We start from the raw sequence: 17,246 nt of genomic DNA, 5'->3' as shown, positions 1-17,246 counted from the left end.
CAAAATCTGACTTTGTCGAATCTTTGATTTTCCGACTTTGAACTACATACCAAAGTAAAAAGCTTATGGTCTCTTTTTATTAGCCATCCCGCTTTCACAAATGTCATACAATTCTTGTAGTCTTTTTTGATCATCAACAATCCCGTTTCCACATTCTTGCTCTACATGGTATTTTTTTGACTTATTCAGATAGAGTGTAGCCGATGCATAATTCTCTTCTTTTATGAATATTCGGGCCAGATTTAAACAGATAGCATTTCGTTCCGAAGTCTCCAGGCTTTTCGTATAAGGGAAAATAGGATCCGAGCTATCCAGAACTTTTAAAAAATAGGTTTTCGCGAATCCAAAATCATTATGTCGGAAATAAAATCGGGCAATGTTTAAATTGATGCTGTTCAAAAGTTTTGTCCGGGAAAAATCAGGAAACAATTCATCATAGATTGCATGAATGGTATCAACCAGTTTTTGATGCGCTTCTTCCGGATGATTGCTTTTTAATCCTTCTTCAAATGGAGTGTAGTCTAAATTGTCAACAACAACGAATGCATTATAGCCTTGTTCCTGTAGAGAAAGTGCTTCTAAATCCTGAGCACTCACTAATTGTGAAAAACAAAAAATAAATACGGTGAGAAATGGTAATTGCATAAGTTACTTTTTGGATAGTGCCGATTAATACTAACGGTTACAAATGTACTGAAGTTTGATAATGAAACATAGTTTTATCATATACTAAGGTTTGTTTAAGTACTCGCGCTGTTAACAATTCAACTATCTGATAATCCAACAGTCTTTTCCATCCCGCACAACAAAGCATCCCGTTTCAGGTTGGCTCTTAATTGCTGTGCCGTGGCAGGGGGCCTCGAAGTCAAGTATCCTATAAGTTATACTTCATCTATATAAGTCCAGGGAATCCCAAATTACAATCTCAAAATTCCGACTTTGAATCACATACCAAAGCAAACTGACGAATGATTAGTGCTTATTCCATAGGATTACTTCTAATACCTTACCCCAAAAAATCAGGCGCATACGTTCGAACACCGTATTTCAGATCCATTGCTTTCAAAAAGGCTTTCCGTTCTTCCGTTAATTCCGGAATGGGTAAAACGGTACCGGGCGCAACAGGAGTGCCTATTTCCTCAAATAAATTTTCCAGACCCGCCGGAACAACAGTACAAAGTAATCGGGCATATGTTTCTGAAGTATTCTTAAAACAATGTACTCCGCCACCCAATGGAATATTCACAAAACCATTTTGACTCACAACCTGCATACCGGCTTCCGTTTTGAAAGTGACTTCTCCTTCCAGGATATAAAACATTTCCTGAATCGCCGGATGTTCATGAGGTGGTGGCCCTCCACCGGGAGGAACCCTCATTTCAATAACCGCATAGTTGCCATTGGTAGCCGCTCCTGATATAACAACTCGGTAGTTACCACCGGCAATGGCGAATAACGGACCTTCATTCTGATTGACAATACTAATAGTGGAATCCATAAAGTAATGCGTTAGTGGGTTACTGTAAATATACGATAGTTGATCTAATGCTCATCACCATAAAAGAAACCGAGCTCCTTAGCCAATTCCTTGATCTTTTTCTTTCCGGTTTTGGTAAAACCTACGGCATAATAGAAACCGCCGTTATCAAAGGTGATTTTTTTATGGTTCATAGCCGGAATGTCCTCCGATGGAATCAGATAATTGCAGCCGAAACAAATATCAGCTTTGAAAACCACTTTTTTGCCATCATAAAAAACTACAGCCATATGCGGATTAAAACAGGCTGCCGTTCCTTCTCCATACGTTTTCTTGTCGGTCAAAAAACCAATTACCTGGGCTACCTGCTTCTGATTCAGACTTTTTTGTTTCAATACAACCGGTGTAAAATGACCGTCTTGTGTCGTAATACTTCCAAATGGCTCTTCATTCCCTTCATAATCATACGCAATCACTTTGTTGTATTTCAAATTCTTGAAAGGAAGTGCTGTGGTACTGCATTTTGTAACTGAGGGAGCACTATCAACATAGTCCGATAATTGCTTGGGTTGTAAATATTTTCTCCAGTCTCTTTTGTATTGAGCCAATTCGTTTTCTTGGGCGTGTAAGCTAAAACATGCCAGTAGGCTGAATGTCAAACAGCGTAAAACGGCTTTGGTATAAATTTTCATCTTTGTGTGTTATTAGAAGTGGGCAGTTTGTTTTCAGCCATTTTTTTTGGACATATATCAAATATAGGAAATTGCCGCTAAAACATGATAGAGCGGATTTACTTCGTTATTCGTTTCGTTCGGGTGTAATCCGTGCTGATTCAACTCGAGACGCATACCGTTTTTCCTTTCCATTTCCCGTTTGTATTCTTGTAAAGAATAGAGCGACCACCATTTATTGAGCTTACGTCAATCAGGAAGGTTTTCTTGTCTTTCGAAAATACTGGCAAACTAAAGGAATGATAAAAGGTATCACCATAGTGTTGTAGGTAATTTTTTAAAAAGCTCTCTCTGGGATTTGTACTGTTTTTATCAATAAAAGAGTCGATGATTTTTCTGGACAATAGTCTTTTGGAAGGTATGGAATCTTGTAATAATGTGAAGTGCTCACGTGCTGAAATTTGCTCCTTGATACCCGCAATATCTTCTGTGGTAAAGTACCGCTCAAGTTCAAAACCAGGATTTTCATATACAAAACTGGGAGTTTGTAAAGCATCAATGATATAATAATCCTCGGTTCCTTCAAGTTTTTCTATAGCGCTAATATCTTTAAGTACTAATTTTACAACCCGGTAAATATCTTGATCCGACACCTCTTCGGTTATGTTTTTTTCGGTTGTGGTGCAGCTTATCAAAAGCAAACAGCAGAAAATAGAGATAAGAAGTGGTTTCATGGTGATGGAATTAAGTAAAATATACAAAAAAGCATTTTTTATCGAGTTGGATTAGCCTTTTTCATTAATTAATTTTAGAAAATTTTTAAGTAATGGTAATGACCAAGAATTTAAATTAGCCTCAATACATTCTGAAGAAAGTTCTTCTTCCTTGCCATTCCGCGTAAAATTAACAATAAGTAAGTTGGAATGGAAACAAACATATTCTTCTTCTTTAGGTTTTAATCGGAAAGCTTTGTCTAGTTCATCAATTAATGAGTTGTATTCTTTGCTACTGATCTTGAAACGGGTGTTTTCCTTTAATCGGGTTATTTTATCATTATCGTGGGGATCAATTCTTTCAACATTTTTGTAGACCAATGCAGAATCATCATCAACTTCAAATCGCACATCGATGCGGTCGGCCTTTATTCCTCCCGCTGTGAAGTAAAGAAACGTGACCTTTTTATTGTCAATTTGTGCAGTACTAAGGCAGCTAAAAAGAAGGATTAAATAAGATATGTTTTTCATGTGGTTACTTTTTTTGTTATTCGGGGTGGATTGTATAAATGATGATTGAACCGATTTACACTCAAACGCAGCGAAGTTAAGAAGTAGTTCCTAAATACAACTAATTTTATCTCTTAACAATCAACCCTGTCAGCGGTTTCAAACCCTGACTGGGTTAATCACCAACAGGATGTGTTCCAACAATCTCAAAACCCCAACTTTGAACCACAAATAATCAACAGTAACGTTTAATGGATTCCCGCCTGCGCGGGAAAAACAGTTCCCAAAAAACATTTTTAACATTTTTTGGAATTTTGAGCTTGGAATTTTGAGCTTGGAATTTGGAATTTGGAATTTGGAATTTTCTTCAGTTAAAGTAGTATCAAAGTAGTATCAAAGTAGTATCAAAGTAGTATCAAAGTAGTATCAAAGTAGTATCAAAGTAGTATCAAAGTAGTATCAAAGTAGTATCAAAGTAGTATTGGATCATTAGACAATTGGATTTTTAGACTTCTTGATTTTGGAATTTGGTGCGAACCCTGACAGCGGTTCCTAACCCTGACAGCGGTTAATAAGTAATCCTTCAATGGCTCAGTTTCTCAACCTCTTTCAATCTTTCCGTCAAAACGTACTCATAACTCATAACTTATAATTCATAATTCCAAACAAAACCTTAAATTTGCATTCAAATTTTACAAAAATGTACAGAAGTCATAACTGTGGAGAATTAACCGCTTCACATATCAATACAGAAGTTACCCTTGCCGGTTGGGTACAAAAATCACGTGATAAAGGATTTATGGTATGGGTCGATCTACGCGACCGTTACGGTATCACTCAATTGATTTTTGATGAAAATCGTACCGATAAAGCCGTTTTCGAATTGGCTAAAACACTTGGTCGTGAATTCGTAATCCAAGTGAAGGGAACCGTGATCGAACGTGAATCCAAAAACCCGAATATGCCTACCGGTGACATCGAAATATTGGTGTCTGAACTTGTAGTGCTCAATTCGGCAATCACACCACCATTCACTATCGAAGATGAAACCGACGGTGGGGAAGATATCCGTATGAAATACCGTTACTTGGATATCCGTAGAAATCCAGTAAAGAACAGTTTATTGTTCCGTCATAAAGTGGCTATGGAGGTACGTAACTTCCTTTCAAATCAAGGCTTCTGTGAAGTGGAAACACCTTATTTGATCAAATCCACTCCGGAAGGAGCACGCGATTTCGTCGTGCCTTCTCGTATGAATCCGGGACAGTTTTATGCTTTGCCACAATCGCCACAAACCTTCAAACAGTTATTGATGGTGGGTGGAATGGACAAATACTTCCAAATCGTGAAGTGTTTCCGTGATGAAGATTTGCGTGCCGACCGCCAGCCGGAATTCACTCAAATCGACTGTGAAATGGCTTTCGTAGAACAAGAAGATATTTTGAATGTTTTCGAAAGTTTAACACGTCACTTATTAAAAGAAATCAAAGGAATCGAAGTCGATAAATTCCCAAGAATGACGTACGATCATGCCATGAAAACCTATGGTAACGATAAACCGGATATCCGCTTTGGTATGGAGTTCGGTGAGTTGAACGCCGTAGCGCAACATAAAGATTTCGGTGTATTCAATTCAGCCGAATTGGTTGTGGGTATCGCTGTTCCAGGCGGTGCTGCATACACCCGTAAAGAAATAGATGCTTTAATTGACTGGGTAAAACGCCCTCAAGTGGGTGCGTCCGGAATGGTGTACTGTAAATTGGAAGCAGATGGTAGTTTGAAATCGTCTGTCGATAAATTCTACGATCAAGAGGATCTAAAGAAATGGGCGGAAGTAACCGGAGCAAAACAAGGAGATATTATCTTCGTATTGTCAGGGCCTGCGCACAAAACCAGAACGCAATTAAGTGCGTTACGTATGGAAGTAGCTACGCGTTTAGGATTGAGAAAACCAGACGAATTCGCACCGCTATGGGTAGTCGATTTCCCACTGTTGGAGTTCGACGAAGAAAGCGGACGCTATCACGCAATGCACCACCCGTTCACTTCTCCTAAACCGGAAGACTTGCATTTGATCACAACTGATCCAGGAAATATCAGAGCCAATGCCTACGATATGGTATTAAACGGTAACGAAATCGGTGGAGGTTCCATCCGTATCCACGATAAAGATTTACAAGCTAGAATGTTCGAATTGTTAGGGTTCTCTCAAGAAGAAGCCGAAAACCAATTCGGATTCCTAATGAATGCCTTCCAATTCGGAGCACCACCACACGGAGGTTTGGCATTCGGGTTAGACCGTTTGGTGGCTATCTTAGGTGGTCAGGAAACGATCCGCGACTTCATCGCATTCCCTAAAAACAACTCCGGACGCGACGTTATGATCGATGCACCTTCGGTAATTGATAACAAACAATTAGATGAATTGGCTATCAAGCTAAACGTACAATAGATAGAGTGGGCTTCGGCCCACTTTTTTGTTTTACTGAGAGTTAAAAAATTACAACAGTGCTTGAAAAAAAATAAAGAAAACTTTTTTGTCTCAATAAAAAGTATATCTTTGATTTATTATTAATTTATTTTTTTCAAAAAATGCGCACAGGCAAAGTTAAATTTTTCGTTGAGTCTAAAGGTTTTGGATTCATCACTGATGATGAAACAGGTTCAGACATCTTCGTTCACGTTACTGGTACAAACGGTAAAGAATTAAAAGAAGGTGACAAAGTTTCTTACACAGAAGAAGACGGTAGAAAAGGTAAAGTAGCTACTAACGTAGTAGTAGTTGGCTAAATATATATAGTATTTTTAGATTACCAGAATGAAGGTTACACCGCTCCCAAAAGGAGCGGTTTTTTATTATTAGCTACTTTAGTTTTGATTTTTAGAAGCTTTTCCTGCTGTACACTCTATCTTTTTTGCCATTTAGCAAAGCAAAAAAAGGATGCCGTTCCCATCAGGGCTAGGGCCTTCTCTTTTTAAAGAAGTCTTTCATCAATGCCGAACACTCGTTTTCCATGACTCCGGTCACCACCTCGGTCTTGGGATGCAATTTGCCTCCCATAGCACGGTAGCCTCTGTGATCATCGGCAGCACCATACACAATTTTGCTTATCTGACTCCAGTACAAAGCACCGGCACACATCTGACAAGGTTCTAGGGTAACATACAACGTACAGCCTTTCAGGTATTTTCCTCCCAAAAAGTTCGCCGATGCCGTTATCGCCTGCATCTCAGCATGGGCCGTCACATCATTCAGCACTTCGGTTAAATTATGACTGCGGGCAATTACTCGGTTATCTACCACAATTACCGCTCCCACAGGGATTTCTCCACGCTCAAATGCCGCTTCAGCCTCCTGCAAGGCTTTCTTCATGAAATACTCGTCCGTAAAAATGTTTTCCATAACAGCAAATGTACAATATTGGAACAATTATTGCTTACTTTTAAACCAATTGACCACACTATGAAAGACACCATCAAATTCTCCGTACCCAAACCCTGCCACGAAGACTGGAATGCAATGACTCCCGACCAGAAAGGACGCTTCTGCGCCGCCTGCTCCAAAACTGTTGTGGATTTTACCAGCCTGGATTATTCTCAGGTACAGGAATATTTATCGGAGAACAAAGGATCTAGAATTTGTGGTCGCTTCACGAATGAACAGTTAAGTCCCGAGTTTAAACTTACCGTGCCGCAATCGGTATTGTACCAAAAAAGAAGTTTTCACAAAGCTTTTTTACTGGCACTCTTTGTTACAATGGGTACTACGTTGTTCAGTTGTAAAAACTTCAATAATCAAACCTTAGGGGAGGTTTCTGTTATAGAGGACAGTATTTCTGTTCAAAAGGATACTGGTGAACAAGCCTATGAAGTTGGTGAAGTTGCTCCTGATTCATCTGTAAAAGGCAAGGTGCTTCCTGAGCCTCCCAAAGCTAAAATAGATGAAGTAAAGTTCGTTAAACCGGCTCCGGAAAATGGACATGGTTTCCGCAGTGGGGTAGTGGGTATAGTTGTCGCTGAGCCATTAACACCAGAAATTGACACCACTTCTGCCGGTACTTTAAAGCAGGATAATTAATTTAAAAGAACTAAATTTGCTTTCAATGAAAGGCAAATTATTACATTCCATAAATTCTCCCTCTGATTTAAAACAAGTAGAACAATCGCAACTGCCTGTATTAGCTCAGGAGCTACGTGACTTTATCATTGATGTGATTTCTCAAAAGGAAGGACATCTAGGTGCTAGTCTCGGTGTAATCGAACTGACTATAGCACTGCATTATGTGTTCAATACACCCATTGATCAACTGGTCTGGGATGTCGGGCACCAGGCGTATGGGCATAAGATTCTCACCGGTAGGAGGGATGTATTTCATACCAACAGGGATTTGGACGGTATTTCAGGCTTCCCTAAACGTTCAGAGAGTGAATATGATACTTTTGGAGTTGGGCATTCGTCTACATCCATTTCTGCAGTATTGGGAATGGCATTGGCTTCTAATTTGAAAGGGGAGAAAGAAAAACAACATATAGCCGTTATCGGTGATGCTTCTATCGCCTCAGGAATGGCTTTCGAAGCATTGAATCATGCCGGTGTAACCAATGCCAATATGCTGATTATTTTAAACGATAACGCTATCGGTATTGATCCTAGTGTTGGTGCTTTAAAAGAATACCTGACGTCCTTCAAGGAAGGAGAACTCCACGAAGAGAATAATATTTTCAAAGCGTTAAACTTTAATTATACCGGTCCAATTGACGGCCATGATTTAGAGGCTTTAATCGCAGAACTTAACCGACTGAAAACTATCAAAGGACCAAAGTTCCTACATATCATCACTACCAAAGGGAAAGGACTCCAACTGGCGGAAGAGAATCAGGTGAAATACCACGCTCCCGGTAAGTTTGACCCGGAAACCGGTAAGATATACCCTAAAGAAGAAGAAGGCCTGCCTCCTAAGTTTCAGGATGTCTTCGGACATACACTAGTAGAATTGGCAAAACAAAACGATAAGATTATTGGGGTTACTCCAGCAATGCCTTCTGGTTCTTCCATGAAGTTCATGATGGAAGCTTTTCCCGAAAGAGCCATAGATGTGGGTATCGCCGAACAACACGCCGTAACTCTGGCTGCCGGAATGGCAACACAGGGAATGACGGTGTTCTGTAATGTGTATTCTACTTTTTTACAGCGCGCCTACGATCAGGTAATTCATGATGTAGCACTGCAGAAGTTACCAGTAGTCTTCTGTCTCGACAGGGCAGGATTTGTTGGGGAAGATGGCGCTACACATCACGGATTGTTTGACTTGGCGTATTTGAGCTGCATCCCTAACATGATAATTTTCGCCCCACTGAATGAATTGGAATTGCGAAACATAATGTATACCGCCCAATTAGGATTGGAACTTCCTATAGCAATACGTTATCCTAGAGGGCGCGGCTTCCTTGAAAACTGGCAACTGTCTATGGAAGAAATTGCGATAGGAAAGGGATATTGTTTGAAAGAAGGAGATGAGGTGGCTGTTTTATCAACGGGTACTATCGGTAATAATGTAATCAACGCTTTAAATAATGTGGAGAACCCATCTCAATTTTCGCACTATCATTTTCCTTTTGTGAAACCGTTGGATATTGCATTGCTGCATACTATCGGTAAAAAATACAAATACATTGTAACTGTGGAAGAAGGAACGGTAAATGGTGGCTTCGGTTGCTTGGTGTCGTCCTTTTATTTGGAGAATAACTATGCCATCCCAATCAAGAAACTAGGTGCTCCCGATGAATTTATCGAACAAGGTACTGTGTCTCAATTGCATAAAATATCAGGTATTGATAGTCAAAGTTTGATGCACTATTTTAATAGTATAGTATAAAAAAACTCCGCCGATTGGCGGAGTTTTTTTATCTAGTAAGAATGAATTACTGAATTATAATTCTTTTAGTTCCTTCAAATCCATTTCCGGATAATTTCAAGATATAATTGCCTGTAGCCAAACTACCAAAGTTCAATCTCTGTTCCGTATTATCAATAAGAATGGAATTGGAATATACTTTTTTACCGTTAAGGTCAAATAACTCCAATAATGTTTTTCCGAAGTATTTACTTGAAGCGATAGTTACATTACCATCATTTATAGTTGGATATACTGTAAATGTGCTTCCTACAATTTCAACGTCATCTGTAGATAGTGAATTACCAGTAAAGGCTCCTGAAAACACTCCTCTTCCATAAGTCGCAGCAAATACCGTATTGTCATTACGTAATTGTAAATCCAATACTTTAACATCGCTCATTCCGTTGTAAGATTGGCTCCAAACTAAATTCTGAGTTGTATTCAATGCAGGATTAAATGTGTTGGTATACCATACACCTAAATCAGTTCCAATAATAATCTCTGAGGTATTTAAAGGGTTGTGTAAAATACATTTCACAGGAATGTTAGGAAGGTTACCTTCAATACTTGCCCATGTAACTCCTCTATCCATAGAGTACCATACACTCGTAACACCGTAGTTGTGGAATGTAACGAATATCTGATTTTCATTCTGTCCAAACTCAACATCAGAAACACTTCCTACAAATCCAGGTCCACTAATGTTTGTCCATGTTGGTGTAGCTGTATCCGCATTAGTAATTAATAAAACTGTACTTCTATCTGTTCCAACTAATAGAGTGGTACTGTTTGTAGTATATTTTGAGACTCTTAGCGTTGTTGGCTGACTGGTAAGTAAAGCATTTGTCAATAGGGTTTGTGTAACTGATATGGTTTTAATATCGCTGTACTTCATGATTCGGAAAGTACCTCCAGTAGTGTAATCCGCATACAATAAGTCTAAATTGGAATCCAAAGCCATTGGGCAAATAAAGTCACCATTGCTAGAATCTTCATCATTGATAGTAAACGTAGTATCCGATAAATAATCATAAAGGTTGATACTTGAGTTGTAAACATAATTCGAAATTCTGTAAGGATCTGATGGATCCTGACTAAAGAAACTATACGCTCCGTCACCTCCTTGAATTCGAGTTGTTGACGATGGAGATGCATTGGTTACACCATTGAAATACTGAGTGCCGTTATCTTGGGCACCTGCTAAAAAATGGTCGTTGGCAAGTCCGTTTGTTGTTGGAGAAACACCAACGCTGTAAAATTGAGTAACGTTGTAGTTGGTAACTCTTGCAGGTATTACATTTGTATTAGCTGCTGAGGATAAACTGGATGCATAATATACACCGCCGTCATTACCAAAAATTGCTTGGTTATTGTTCGTTGGTCTAAAGACCATTACATGTTGATCAGCGTGTACGTTAGAACAATTTAAAGTAGATAAATTGTTGTTGTTAGACCATTTAGAAATTTGTGACCAGTTTGCACCACCATTAATAGATCGAAATAAATCAATACCGCCAATATAGACAATGTTGTCATTGGTTGGGTCACATTCAATTACTAAGTCATAACTAGCTTGTCCTCGTGTAAAGTCAGTCGGGGGAATATTAATATCCGCATCATCAGGTTGTGTTATTGCGGTAGGAGTTGTTGCAAAAGCATCAGTAGTTACTCCAATAGCCGGGGGATTTCCAGATGCTGTTGTTTGATAAAGAACGTAAAATTTATTCGCATTAGTAGAAGACGGTTCTATTTCCGTTCTTCTTGCGTTAGCAATGGTTGTTACTAGTGTCCAGCTCGTTCCATTCGTTGTTCTGTAAATTCTTCCACCACCATTTCCAAATGCATTTCGTGTACAGGCAAGCCATAAGTTGTTATTGATGTCTAATTCAAAATCATTTGGAGTAACATAGTAGGTTTTTCCTCCTGAAGTATTACTTTCTAATACTGTATCCGTAAAACGTGTCCAAGTAGCTCCTCCATTTGTGGTTTTGTAAATTCCTGCTTGCTCAACACCATTGTAATTTGTAGGATTCACTGCAGAGCTATAAACTGATGAACCTACTCCAATATACACTTCAGTTGTACCTCCATTGTTTCTTGCAATGATATCTGTAATGTAATTGATGCCAGCTACAAAAGATATTGTTGCTGAATAGTTAAAAGTACTTCCTGTGTAAGCCACTGGTACATTTACCCATGTTGTTCCACCATCAGTACTTTTGTAAACACCATTACCAACACAATCACCGCTTGTGTACAATTCTCCGGTTCCTAAATATAAAATATTAGAGTTGTTAGGGTCTGCAGTAATACATGAAACATTTAAATTTCCAGGTACGCCAGTCACTCTTGTCCATGCAGTAGCTGAAGTTATATCGTTATTTACCCAAAGTCCACCACTGGCAGCACCTGCAAATACTCTTCGTTTAGTAGCATCATTTGGATCAAAAAGTAAAGCTCTTGTTCTTCCTCCAACATTGGTAGGTCCTCTTTCGATCCAAGCGTTGTTAGAAGCGTCGCCAGGTGTCCTCATAGCGACTCTTTCTTCTTTTAACCTAGATTGGGTTTCAAAGATATTTGCTGGTTCTGGTTTACCTGTCGTTGGATCAATGGTTAATTCCCATTGACGTTCGTAAAATTTATTAGGTGGAATTGATGCTGCTTTGCGATCTTTTTTTGATAATTTTAAAGTCTCTTTAAATGGACTTTGTGCTAAAAATTTAGCATGTTTTTTTCGTAGCTTTTTAGCTTGACGATTACTTAATACTTTTCCTGCATTTTCATCCTTTTTGCTTTCGGTACTCTGTGAGTAAGATAGAGTGTAAAGGAAAAAAATGGGAAGTAAGAATAATAACTTGGTTCTCATTTTGGGTTTTAATTTGTATTGGCTGCAAAAGTAAACCGTATTAATGGATTACAAAAATTATAGTTTCATTTTATTTTTATAAAAAAGAACCCCGCAATTAATTGCGGGGTTCTTTTTTCTTTGTCTTGTATCTACTTATTCGATAATCAATTTTTTAGTACCAATGAATCCTTCTCCTGTTAATTTTAAAATATAATTTCCAGATCCTAAATTTCCGAAATTTATTTTTTGTTCAACAGTTCCAACATTGATTTTGTCTGTGTAAACCTTTTTACCTGTCAAATCAAATAATTCTAATTGGGTTTGACCAAAGTATTTGTTTGAAGTAAGGGTTACGCTTCCGTTGCTTATTGTTGGGTATACATTGAATGATTTTCCAACCATTTCAAATTCGTCATTTGATAACGAAACAGCAGTTAATGGTCCTGAAAACACACCTCTTCCATAAGTTGCTGCATAAACATTATAAGCAGATGGTGATGTTGGTGAATTTGCTTGTAAGTCTAAGTCTGTAACTTTTACATTGCTCATTCCGTTGAATGATGACACCCATACCAATGATTGATTAGCTGTAGCAGTTGGGTTGAACTGTTTTGTATGCCAAACTCCTAGTTCAGTTCCGATCATAAGTTCTGCAGAATTTAACGGATTTTGTAAAATTGCTTTTACAGGTAAATCAGGTAAGTTTCCTTCGATATTGTACCAGTTAACACCAGCATTAGGTGTATACCAAATATTGTTTACACCATAGTTATGCATTGTTACGAAAATTTGACTGTCATTAGCGCCGAATTCGATATCAGAAATACTTCCCACAAAACCAGAACCTGTTATATCTGTCCAAGTACCAGCAGTAGTAGCGGCATTAACTACACGTAATAATTTTCCATTCATTACACCTACATAAAGCGTAGAAGGGGTAACTTTACCTACAGCTAGTGCGGTAGGATAAGATGTCAATAAGGCATTCGTTAAGTTAGTTCTACCAACTGATCCACTTTTGATATTGGTATATCTTCTAACTTGGTAAGTTGTTGTTGAGGCTCCACCAGTGTAATCTGAATACACAATGTCATTTGCTGAATCCAATGTCATCGCAGGATAAAACAATCCAAAATTTGAAGTTCCATCACTTAAAGTTCTTGAAGTGTTAGTCAATGTTCTGTAATTCATGTTATCATTATACACATAATTGGTGATGTAGTATTTGTCAGAATCTTGAGCAAATAATGGTTTTCCTCCATCTCCTCCTTGGATTTCATAACTTGAGTTTACACCTGCAGTTGCACCCACAGACGCACTTCTAGTTTGTGGGAAATAATTGGAACCATTATCCTGTGCTCCGGCTACAAAATAGTCTCCTGTTACACCAGTAACGCCATTCGGCATTACAGCCATTCCTACGAATTGAGTTGTGTTGTAATTGTTATTACGAGCAGTGATATCAGTACTTGATGCAGCATCAGCAGTTGATAAACTTCCTGCATAATAAACACCACCATCATTACCGAATACTGCTATATTTGAATTTCCTGGTTTGAAAGTCATAGCATGTTGATCTGAATGTACATCTACAGTCCAATTCGATATAGTTGTCCATGCAGTTCCTCCATTATTTGATCTGTATAAATCAATACCACCAACGAAAATAATTTGATCATTTGTTGGGTCAGACTCTATCATTAAATTATAGAAAGCTTGTTGTCCAGTGAAGCCATAAGTAATTTCTCTTGTTTCATTTCCAGCTGGTAAAGCCGTAACAGTAGGTGCTGTTGCGAAAGCATCAGTTGTTCTTAGTAGTTGAACTTCAGTAGTTGGATTAGTCCCATCTGCTTGCTTTAATTGTGATAAAACATAAAGTTTGTTCGCGTTAGTTCCTGATGTTTCAATTTCTACTCTGGCTCCGCCACCATTTCCTACAACTGTATGTTTTAATTGAAATGAAGCACCATTGTCTGCAGAACAAAATACTTTGCCTCCGCCGTCATCAAAAGTAGAACTGTCAGTTGATGAAACCCATATTTTTCCATCTATAGCAATTTCGATGTCGTTAGGGCATGTTTTATTGTTGCTAGGTGATAACGGAAGAGTTAATAAAGACCAAGAAGTACCTCCATTTACTGATTTATACAAGCCATAAGTAGTTGGGCTAAATAAACTGTTGTTTCTAGCATCTGCATAAACACCGTCACCTAATGCAACATAAATTTCAGATGTACCACCGTTGTTTTTGATGGCAATGTCATTAATGTTTTGTACACCAGAGACAACATTTCCTGTAAAATCTCCCGGTTGAGTTGGTACAAAAGAACCAGTAAGACTAGTAAGATTTGCTACCAAAAGATCTCCGTCTTCTTTGGAAATCATCATGGTAGGAATTGTTGCGTCAAATAAATCGTCTTGAGCCATCCCTACAGGACCAGCTCCTGCAACATTGTTCATAATGATTACTCCTATAGCTCCGGCATCTTGAGCCATTGAAGCTTTGGATTCAAATGAACAAGTTCCTCTTCGAATTAAGGCAAATTTACCAGTTAAAGAACCAGCAGGTAATGCTGAACACGCGTCATCTGTAGGAGCGGCTCCATCATTTACCAATTGAATTTGCGCGTTAATAGTTGAATTGATTGGCGCACCAAAAGTAGTGGCAACTGTTGTTACATATCCTCTTATTACACCAGCGTTTGAAGGTGATGTGATTTGTAAATTATATACAGCACTTTGTGTAGTTGCTACAGTACCTCCACCAAAAACACGTGTCCAAGATGTTCCGGCATTAGTTGTTTTCCAAATACCATTACCGTTTACATCACCACCAACATAAGATTCACCTGTTCCTACATACCAAGTGCTGGAATTGTTAGGGTCAACCGCTATAGTTTGAACATTCAAATGTTCAGGTAATGTAGTAATTCTTGTCCAAGTTGATGCAGCACTACTAATATTGGTGTTTTTCCACAAACCACCACTAACTCCACCTGCTATAACTGTATTGAAAGTAGCGTCTGTTGGATCAAAAATAATGGCTCTGGTTCTTCCGCCCACATTGTTAGGTCCTCTTTCCACCCAGTTGTTGTCAGTTCCGTCACCTGGAATACGACCATTAGCCATTGCGTTTTGTCTTTCTTGTGCTAAATTTTCTCTAATTGTAGATAAATTTTCAGGTGTAGGTTTACCCAGTGAAGGGTTCATCGATAGCACCCATTCTTGTTCGTAATATTTGTTGGGTGGTAAACAAGCATCTTTTCTTTCCGATTTTGTCATTGCTAACGTTTTTTGGAAAGGGTTTTTTTTGATATGCAATGCATGTAGTTTGCGTAGCTTTTTAGTAGCTTTATCGACTTTTTGCTTTTTAGGCTTAGAAGAATTCACTTCTTCTGTTGTAGTGTTGCTGTTGCCGTCTGTTTTAGCAACCGATTGTGAATAACCGGATGTAAAAACCGCTAATGCACAGCTAAGTGACAAAAGTAGATTTCTTTTCATAATATAGTTGTTGAAAATTGGTATTGCGCGCTAATATATGGTTTTTTTAAAGTTAGTTTTCAATTTTTATGAAATTATCTTTTTTTTTGTTAAAAAACCTTTGTTAAAATCAAAAGTAGTAAAAATATTCTTACAATAGATTCATTGTTATTATAACTTTTTCTTAAAACAAAAAAGACCATTAAAAAATGGTCTTTCTATATTACATACATTCCGTTATTGTTAAAATACAGATTGCTTTTTTATTTTTTGGCTCTACCTTTATAAGGCATTTGAAATTATTTTGTTAAATTTTAATGCATTGCCATCAGTGAGCATAGAAACAAAATGACAGATGTGAAGCAAACGTTCATAGAGTGTTTCTTTTTCGATGTTTTGCTTCTCAGGAAGAATTTTCAAAAGTAAATAATCAAAATTAGTGGCTTTTCCTTCGTGTTTGTTATTGTAGGCCGTGATGAATTTGTCCAACAGGTTGTTGATAATTTGATAACCGTTGATTTCTTTTTCAATGACTTCTCGGCTCTGATAAATGTTTTTAACACTCAACTTGATAATGTCATTCATTTGTGCATTGTACCTGCTTTTTTCAGTCAATGCGAAAGGAAATTTCCCTTGTAAGATCGCTTCCTCATTTTCGATAAACACTTTTACTGCATCATTGATTAGGCTTCCAATTGCTAATGCACGTAAATAACTAATGCGATCTTCTTTAGTAGTCAATGCATTGTATTTAGAGGAGTCAATTGAGTCTTTAACCAAGTTGATCAAATATTCCAGAGCAAAATCCTCGGAAACCAACCCTAAATTGATACCGTCTTCAAAGTCAATTATGGTATAACAAATGTCATCGGCCGCTTCTACCAGATAGGCTAGTGGATGTCTTTCATAACCGATGTTATCATCCGATTTATTAGGAATCAAACCTAATTCATGGGCCACTTCTTTGAAAAAGCTTTTGTCTTGTTGGAAAAAGCCATACTTTTTATCAGCTATGTTTTGTGTGGGTTTTTTCGGAAGGCTTTCTTTTGGATACTTCATGAACGCTCCCAAAGTGGCGTAGGTTAGTCGCAATCCGCCTTCTACACCGGGACGTGAGCCGGTTACAACCGAAAACCCATTGGCATTGCCTTCAAAATCAATTAAATCTTGCCATTCTTTATCAGTTAACTGACTTTTATACTGTTGTCCTTTTCCAATAGAAAAATATTCGCCTATGGCTTTCTCTCCTGAATGACCAAACGGTGGATTTCCAATGTCGTGGGCCAGTGCGGCGGCGGCTACAATCGCTCCAAAATCATTCATGTGATAACCATGAACTTCTTGAAGATAAGGGTATTTTTCTAATATTTTTTTACCAACAAGTCGTCCCAATGAGCGTCCTACTACCGATACTTCTAAACTATGGGTAAGTCGGGTATGAACGAAATCCGTTTTGGATAGTGGAATAACTTGTGTTTTATCCTGTAGACTTCTAAAAGCGGCAGAAAAAATAATACGATCGTAATCAACTTCAAATCCCAAACGGGTGTCGTCTTGTTCTTTGCGTAATCGTTTACTGGTGTCGCCTTGGCGTTTTAAAGATAAAAGTTGTTCCCAGTTCATCATTGGTTTTTAATTTTTTAGAATGCA

General features: G+C 38.1%; 13 protein-coding genes. 4 read left to right on the top strand and 9 right to left on the bottom strand.

Features of this window, described 5'->3' with window-relative positions; translation table 11 throughout:
• Positions 1-63 precede the first annotated feature (63 nt).
• From ACFO7M_RS12710 to ACFO7M_RS12690, 5 genes are all read right to left on the bottom strand, one after another.
• Positions 64-645: a hypothetical protein gene (locus ACFO7M_RS12710; RefSeq protein WP_379735987.1), complete on the bottom strand. Its 582-nt coding sequence runs from the start codon at positions 643-645 to the stop codon at positions 64-66.
• Positions 646-1,006: 361 nt separating this feature from the next.
• The gene (locus ACFO7M_RS12705; protein ID WP_379716878.1) at positions 1,007-1,498 is read right to left on the bottom strand and encodes a cupin domain-containing protein; all 492 of its coding nucleotides are present in this window, start codon (positions 1,496-1,498) and stop codon (positions 1,007-1,009) included.
• 44 nt (positions 1,499-1,542) lie between these two features.
• Positions 1,543-2,169, bottom strand: a complete 627-nt coding sequence (locus ACFO7M_RS12700) for a hypothetical protein (protein ID WP_379716875.1) — start codon at positions 2,167-2,169, stop codon at positions 1,543-1,545.
• 140 nt (positions 2,170-2,309) lie between these two features.
• A complete protein-coding gene (locus tag ACFO7M_RS12695) occupies positions 2,310-2,882 on the bottom strand; it encodes a hypothetical protein (protein ID WP_379735985.1) in 573 nt (190 codons plus the stop codon).
• 51 nt (positions 2,883-2,933) lie between these two features.
• The gene (locus ACFO7M_RS12690; protein ID WP_379735984.1) at positions 2,934-3,392 is read right to left on the bottom strand and encodes a hypothetical protein; all 459 of its coding nucleotides are present in this window, start codon (positions 3,390-3,392) and stop codon (positions 2,934-2,936) included.
• Positions 3,393-4,071: 679 nt separating this feature from the next.
• Between ACFO7M_RS12690 and aspS the strand changes: the two genes are divergently transcribed.
• Both aspS and ACFO7M_RS12680 read left to right on the top strand, forming a co-directional pair.
• Positions 4,072-5,823, top strand: a complete 1,752-nt coding sequence (gene aspS / locus ACFO7M_RS12685) for an aspartate--tRNA ligase (protein WP_379716866.1) — start codon at positions 4,072-4,074, stop codon at positions 5,821-5,823.
• Positions 5,824-5,963: 140 nt separating this feature from the next.
• Positions 5,964-6,161 (top strand): cold-shock protein, encoded by a 198-nt coding sequence (locus ACFO7M_RS12680; RefSeq protein ID WP_379716863.1) that lies wholly within the window; start codon positions 5,964-5,966, stop codon positions 6,159-6,161.
• 169 nt (positions 6,162-6,330) lie between these two features.
• Here ACFO7M_RS12680 and ACFO7M_RS12675 read toward each other — a convergent pair whose 3' ends face one another.
• Positions 6,331-6,774: a nucleoside deaminase gene (locus ACFO7M_RS12675; protein ID WP_379716860.1), complete on the bottom strand. Its 444-nt coding sequence runs from the start codon at positions 6,772-6,774 to the stop codon at positions 6,331-6,333.
• A 117-nt stretch (positions 6,775-6,891) separates the two neighbouring features.
• Between ACFO7M_RS12675 and ACFO7M_RS12670 the strand changes: the two genes are divergently transcribed.
• Entirely contained in the window at positions 6,892-7,449 is a 558-nt protein-coding gene (locus ACFO7M_RS12670) for a hypothetical protein (protein WP_379735982.1), read from the top strand.
• Between the two features lie 25 nt (positions 7,450-7,474).
• Entirely contained in the window at positions 7,475-9,247 is a 1,773-nt protein-coding gene (locus tag ACFO7M_RS12665; RefSeq protein ID WP_379716854.1) for a 1-deoxy-D-xylulose-5-phosphate synthase, read from the top strand.
• Positions 9,248-9,293: 46 nt separating this feature from the next.
• Here ACFO7M_RS12665 and ACFO7M_RS12660 read toward each other — a convergent pair whose 3' ends face one another.
• The 3 genes from ACFO7M_RS12660 to ACFO7M_RS12650 form a co-directional block, all read right to left on the bottom strand.
• Positions 9,294-12,134, bottom strand: coding sequence for a T9SS type A sorting domain-containing protein (locus tag ACFO7M_RS12660; protein WP_379735981.1), 2,841 nt, complete (start codon positions 12,132-12,134; stop codon positions 9,294-9,296).
• A gap of 135 nt (positions 12,135-12,269) precedes the next feature.
• Positions 12,270-15,617, bottom strand: coding sequence for a PA domain-containing protein (locus tag ACFO7M_RS12655; protein WP_379716848.1), 3,348 nt, complete (start codon positions 15,615-15,617; stop codon positions 12,270-12,272).
• 261 nt (positions 15,618-15,878) lie between these two features.
• The gene (locus ACFO7M_RS12650; RefSeq protein ID WP_379719001.1) at positions 15,879-17,219 is read right to left on the bottom strand and encodes a deoxyguanosinetriphosphate triphosphohydrolase; all 1,341 of its coding nucleotides are present in this window, start codon (positions 17,217-17,219) and stop codon (positions 15,879-15,881) included.
• Positions 17,220-17,246 lie beyond the last annotated feature (27 nt).

This window comes from Flavobacterium sp. GCM10023249 (assembly GCF_042653365.1).
Taxonomy (GTDB): domain Bacteria; phylum Bacteroidota; class Bacteroidia; order Flavobacteriales; family Flavobacteriaceae; genus Flavobacterium.
Note: the sequence above shows the minus strand (reverse complement) of the source record. Positions and strands in the feature narration are given on the sequence as shown.

What these genes read in the sequence shown, in the direction of transcription:
- ACFO7M_RS12710 (WP_379735987.1), bottom strand. Translation starts at nt 645, where the DNA reads ATGCAATTACCATTTCTCACCGTATTTATTTTTTGTTTTTCACAATTA.
- ACFO7M_RS12705 (WP_379716878.1), bottom strand. Translation starts at nt 1,498, where the DNA reads ATGGATTCCACTATTAGTATTGTCAATCAGAATGAAGGTCCGTTATTC.
- ACFO7M_RS12700 (WP_379716875.1), bottom strand. Translation starts at nt 2,169, where the DNA reads ATGAAAATTTATACCAAAGCCGTTTTACGCTGTTTGACATTCAGCCTA.
- ACFO7M_RS12695 (WP_379735985.1), bottom strand. Translation starts at nt 2,882, where the DNA reads ATGAAACCACTTCTTATCTCTATTTTCTGCTGTTTGCTTTTGATAAGC.
- ACFO7M_RS12690 (WP_379735984.1), bottom strand. Translation starts at nt 3,392, where the DNA reads ATGAAAAACATATCTTATTTAATCCTTCTTTTTAGCTGCCTTAGTACT.
- aspS (WP_379716866.1), top strand. Translation starts at nt 4,072, where the DNA reads ATGTACAGAAGTCATAACTGTGGAGAATTAACCGCTTCACATATCAAT.
- ACFO7M_RS12680 (WP_379716863.1), top strand. Translation starts at nt 5,964, where the DNA reads ATGCGCACAGGCAAAGTTAAATTTTTCGTTGAGTCTAAAGGTTTTGGA.
- ACFO7M_RS12675 (WP_379716860.1), bottom strand. Translation starts at nt 6,774, where the DNA reads ATGGAAAACATTTTTACGGACGAGTATTTCATGAAGAAAGCCTTGCAG.
- ACFO7M_RS12670 (WP_379735982.1), top strand. Translation starts at nt 6,892, where the DNA reads ATGACTCCCGACCAGAAAGGACGCTTCTGCGCCGCCTGCTCCAAAACT.
- ACFO7M_RS12665 (WP_379716854.1), top strand. Translation starts at nt 7,475, where the DNA reads ATGAAAGGCAAATTATTACATTCCATAAATTCTCCCTCTGATTTAAAA.
- ACFO7M_RS12660 (WP_379735981.1), bottom strand. Translation starts at nt 12,134, where the DNA reads ATGAGAACCAAGTTATTATTCTTACTTCCCATTTTTTTCCTTTACACT.
- ACFO7M_RS12655 (WP_379716848.1), bottom strand. Translation starts at nt 15,617, where the DNA reads ATGAAAAGAAATCTACTTTTGTCACTTAGCTGTGCATTAGCGGTTTTT.
- ACFO7M_RS12650 (WP_379719001.1), bottom strand. Translation starts at nt 17,219, where the DNA reads ATGAACTGGGAACAACTTTTATCTTTAAAACGCCAAGGCGACACCAGT.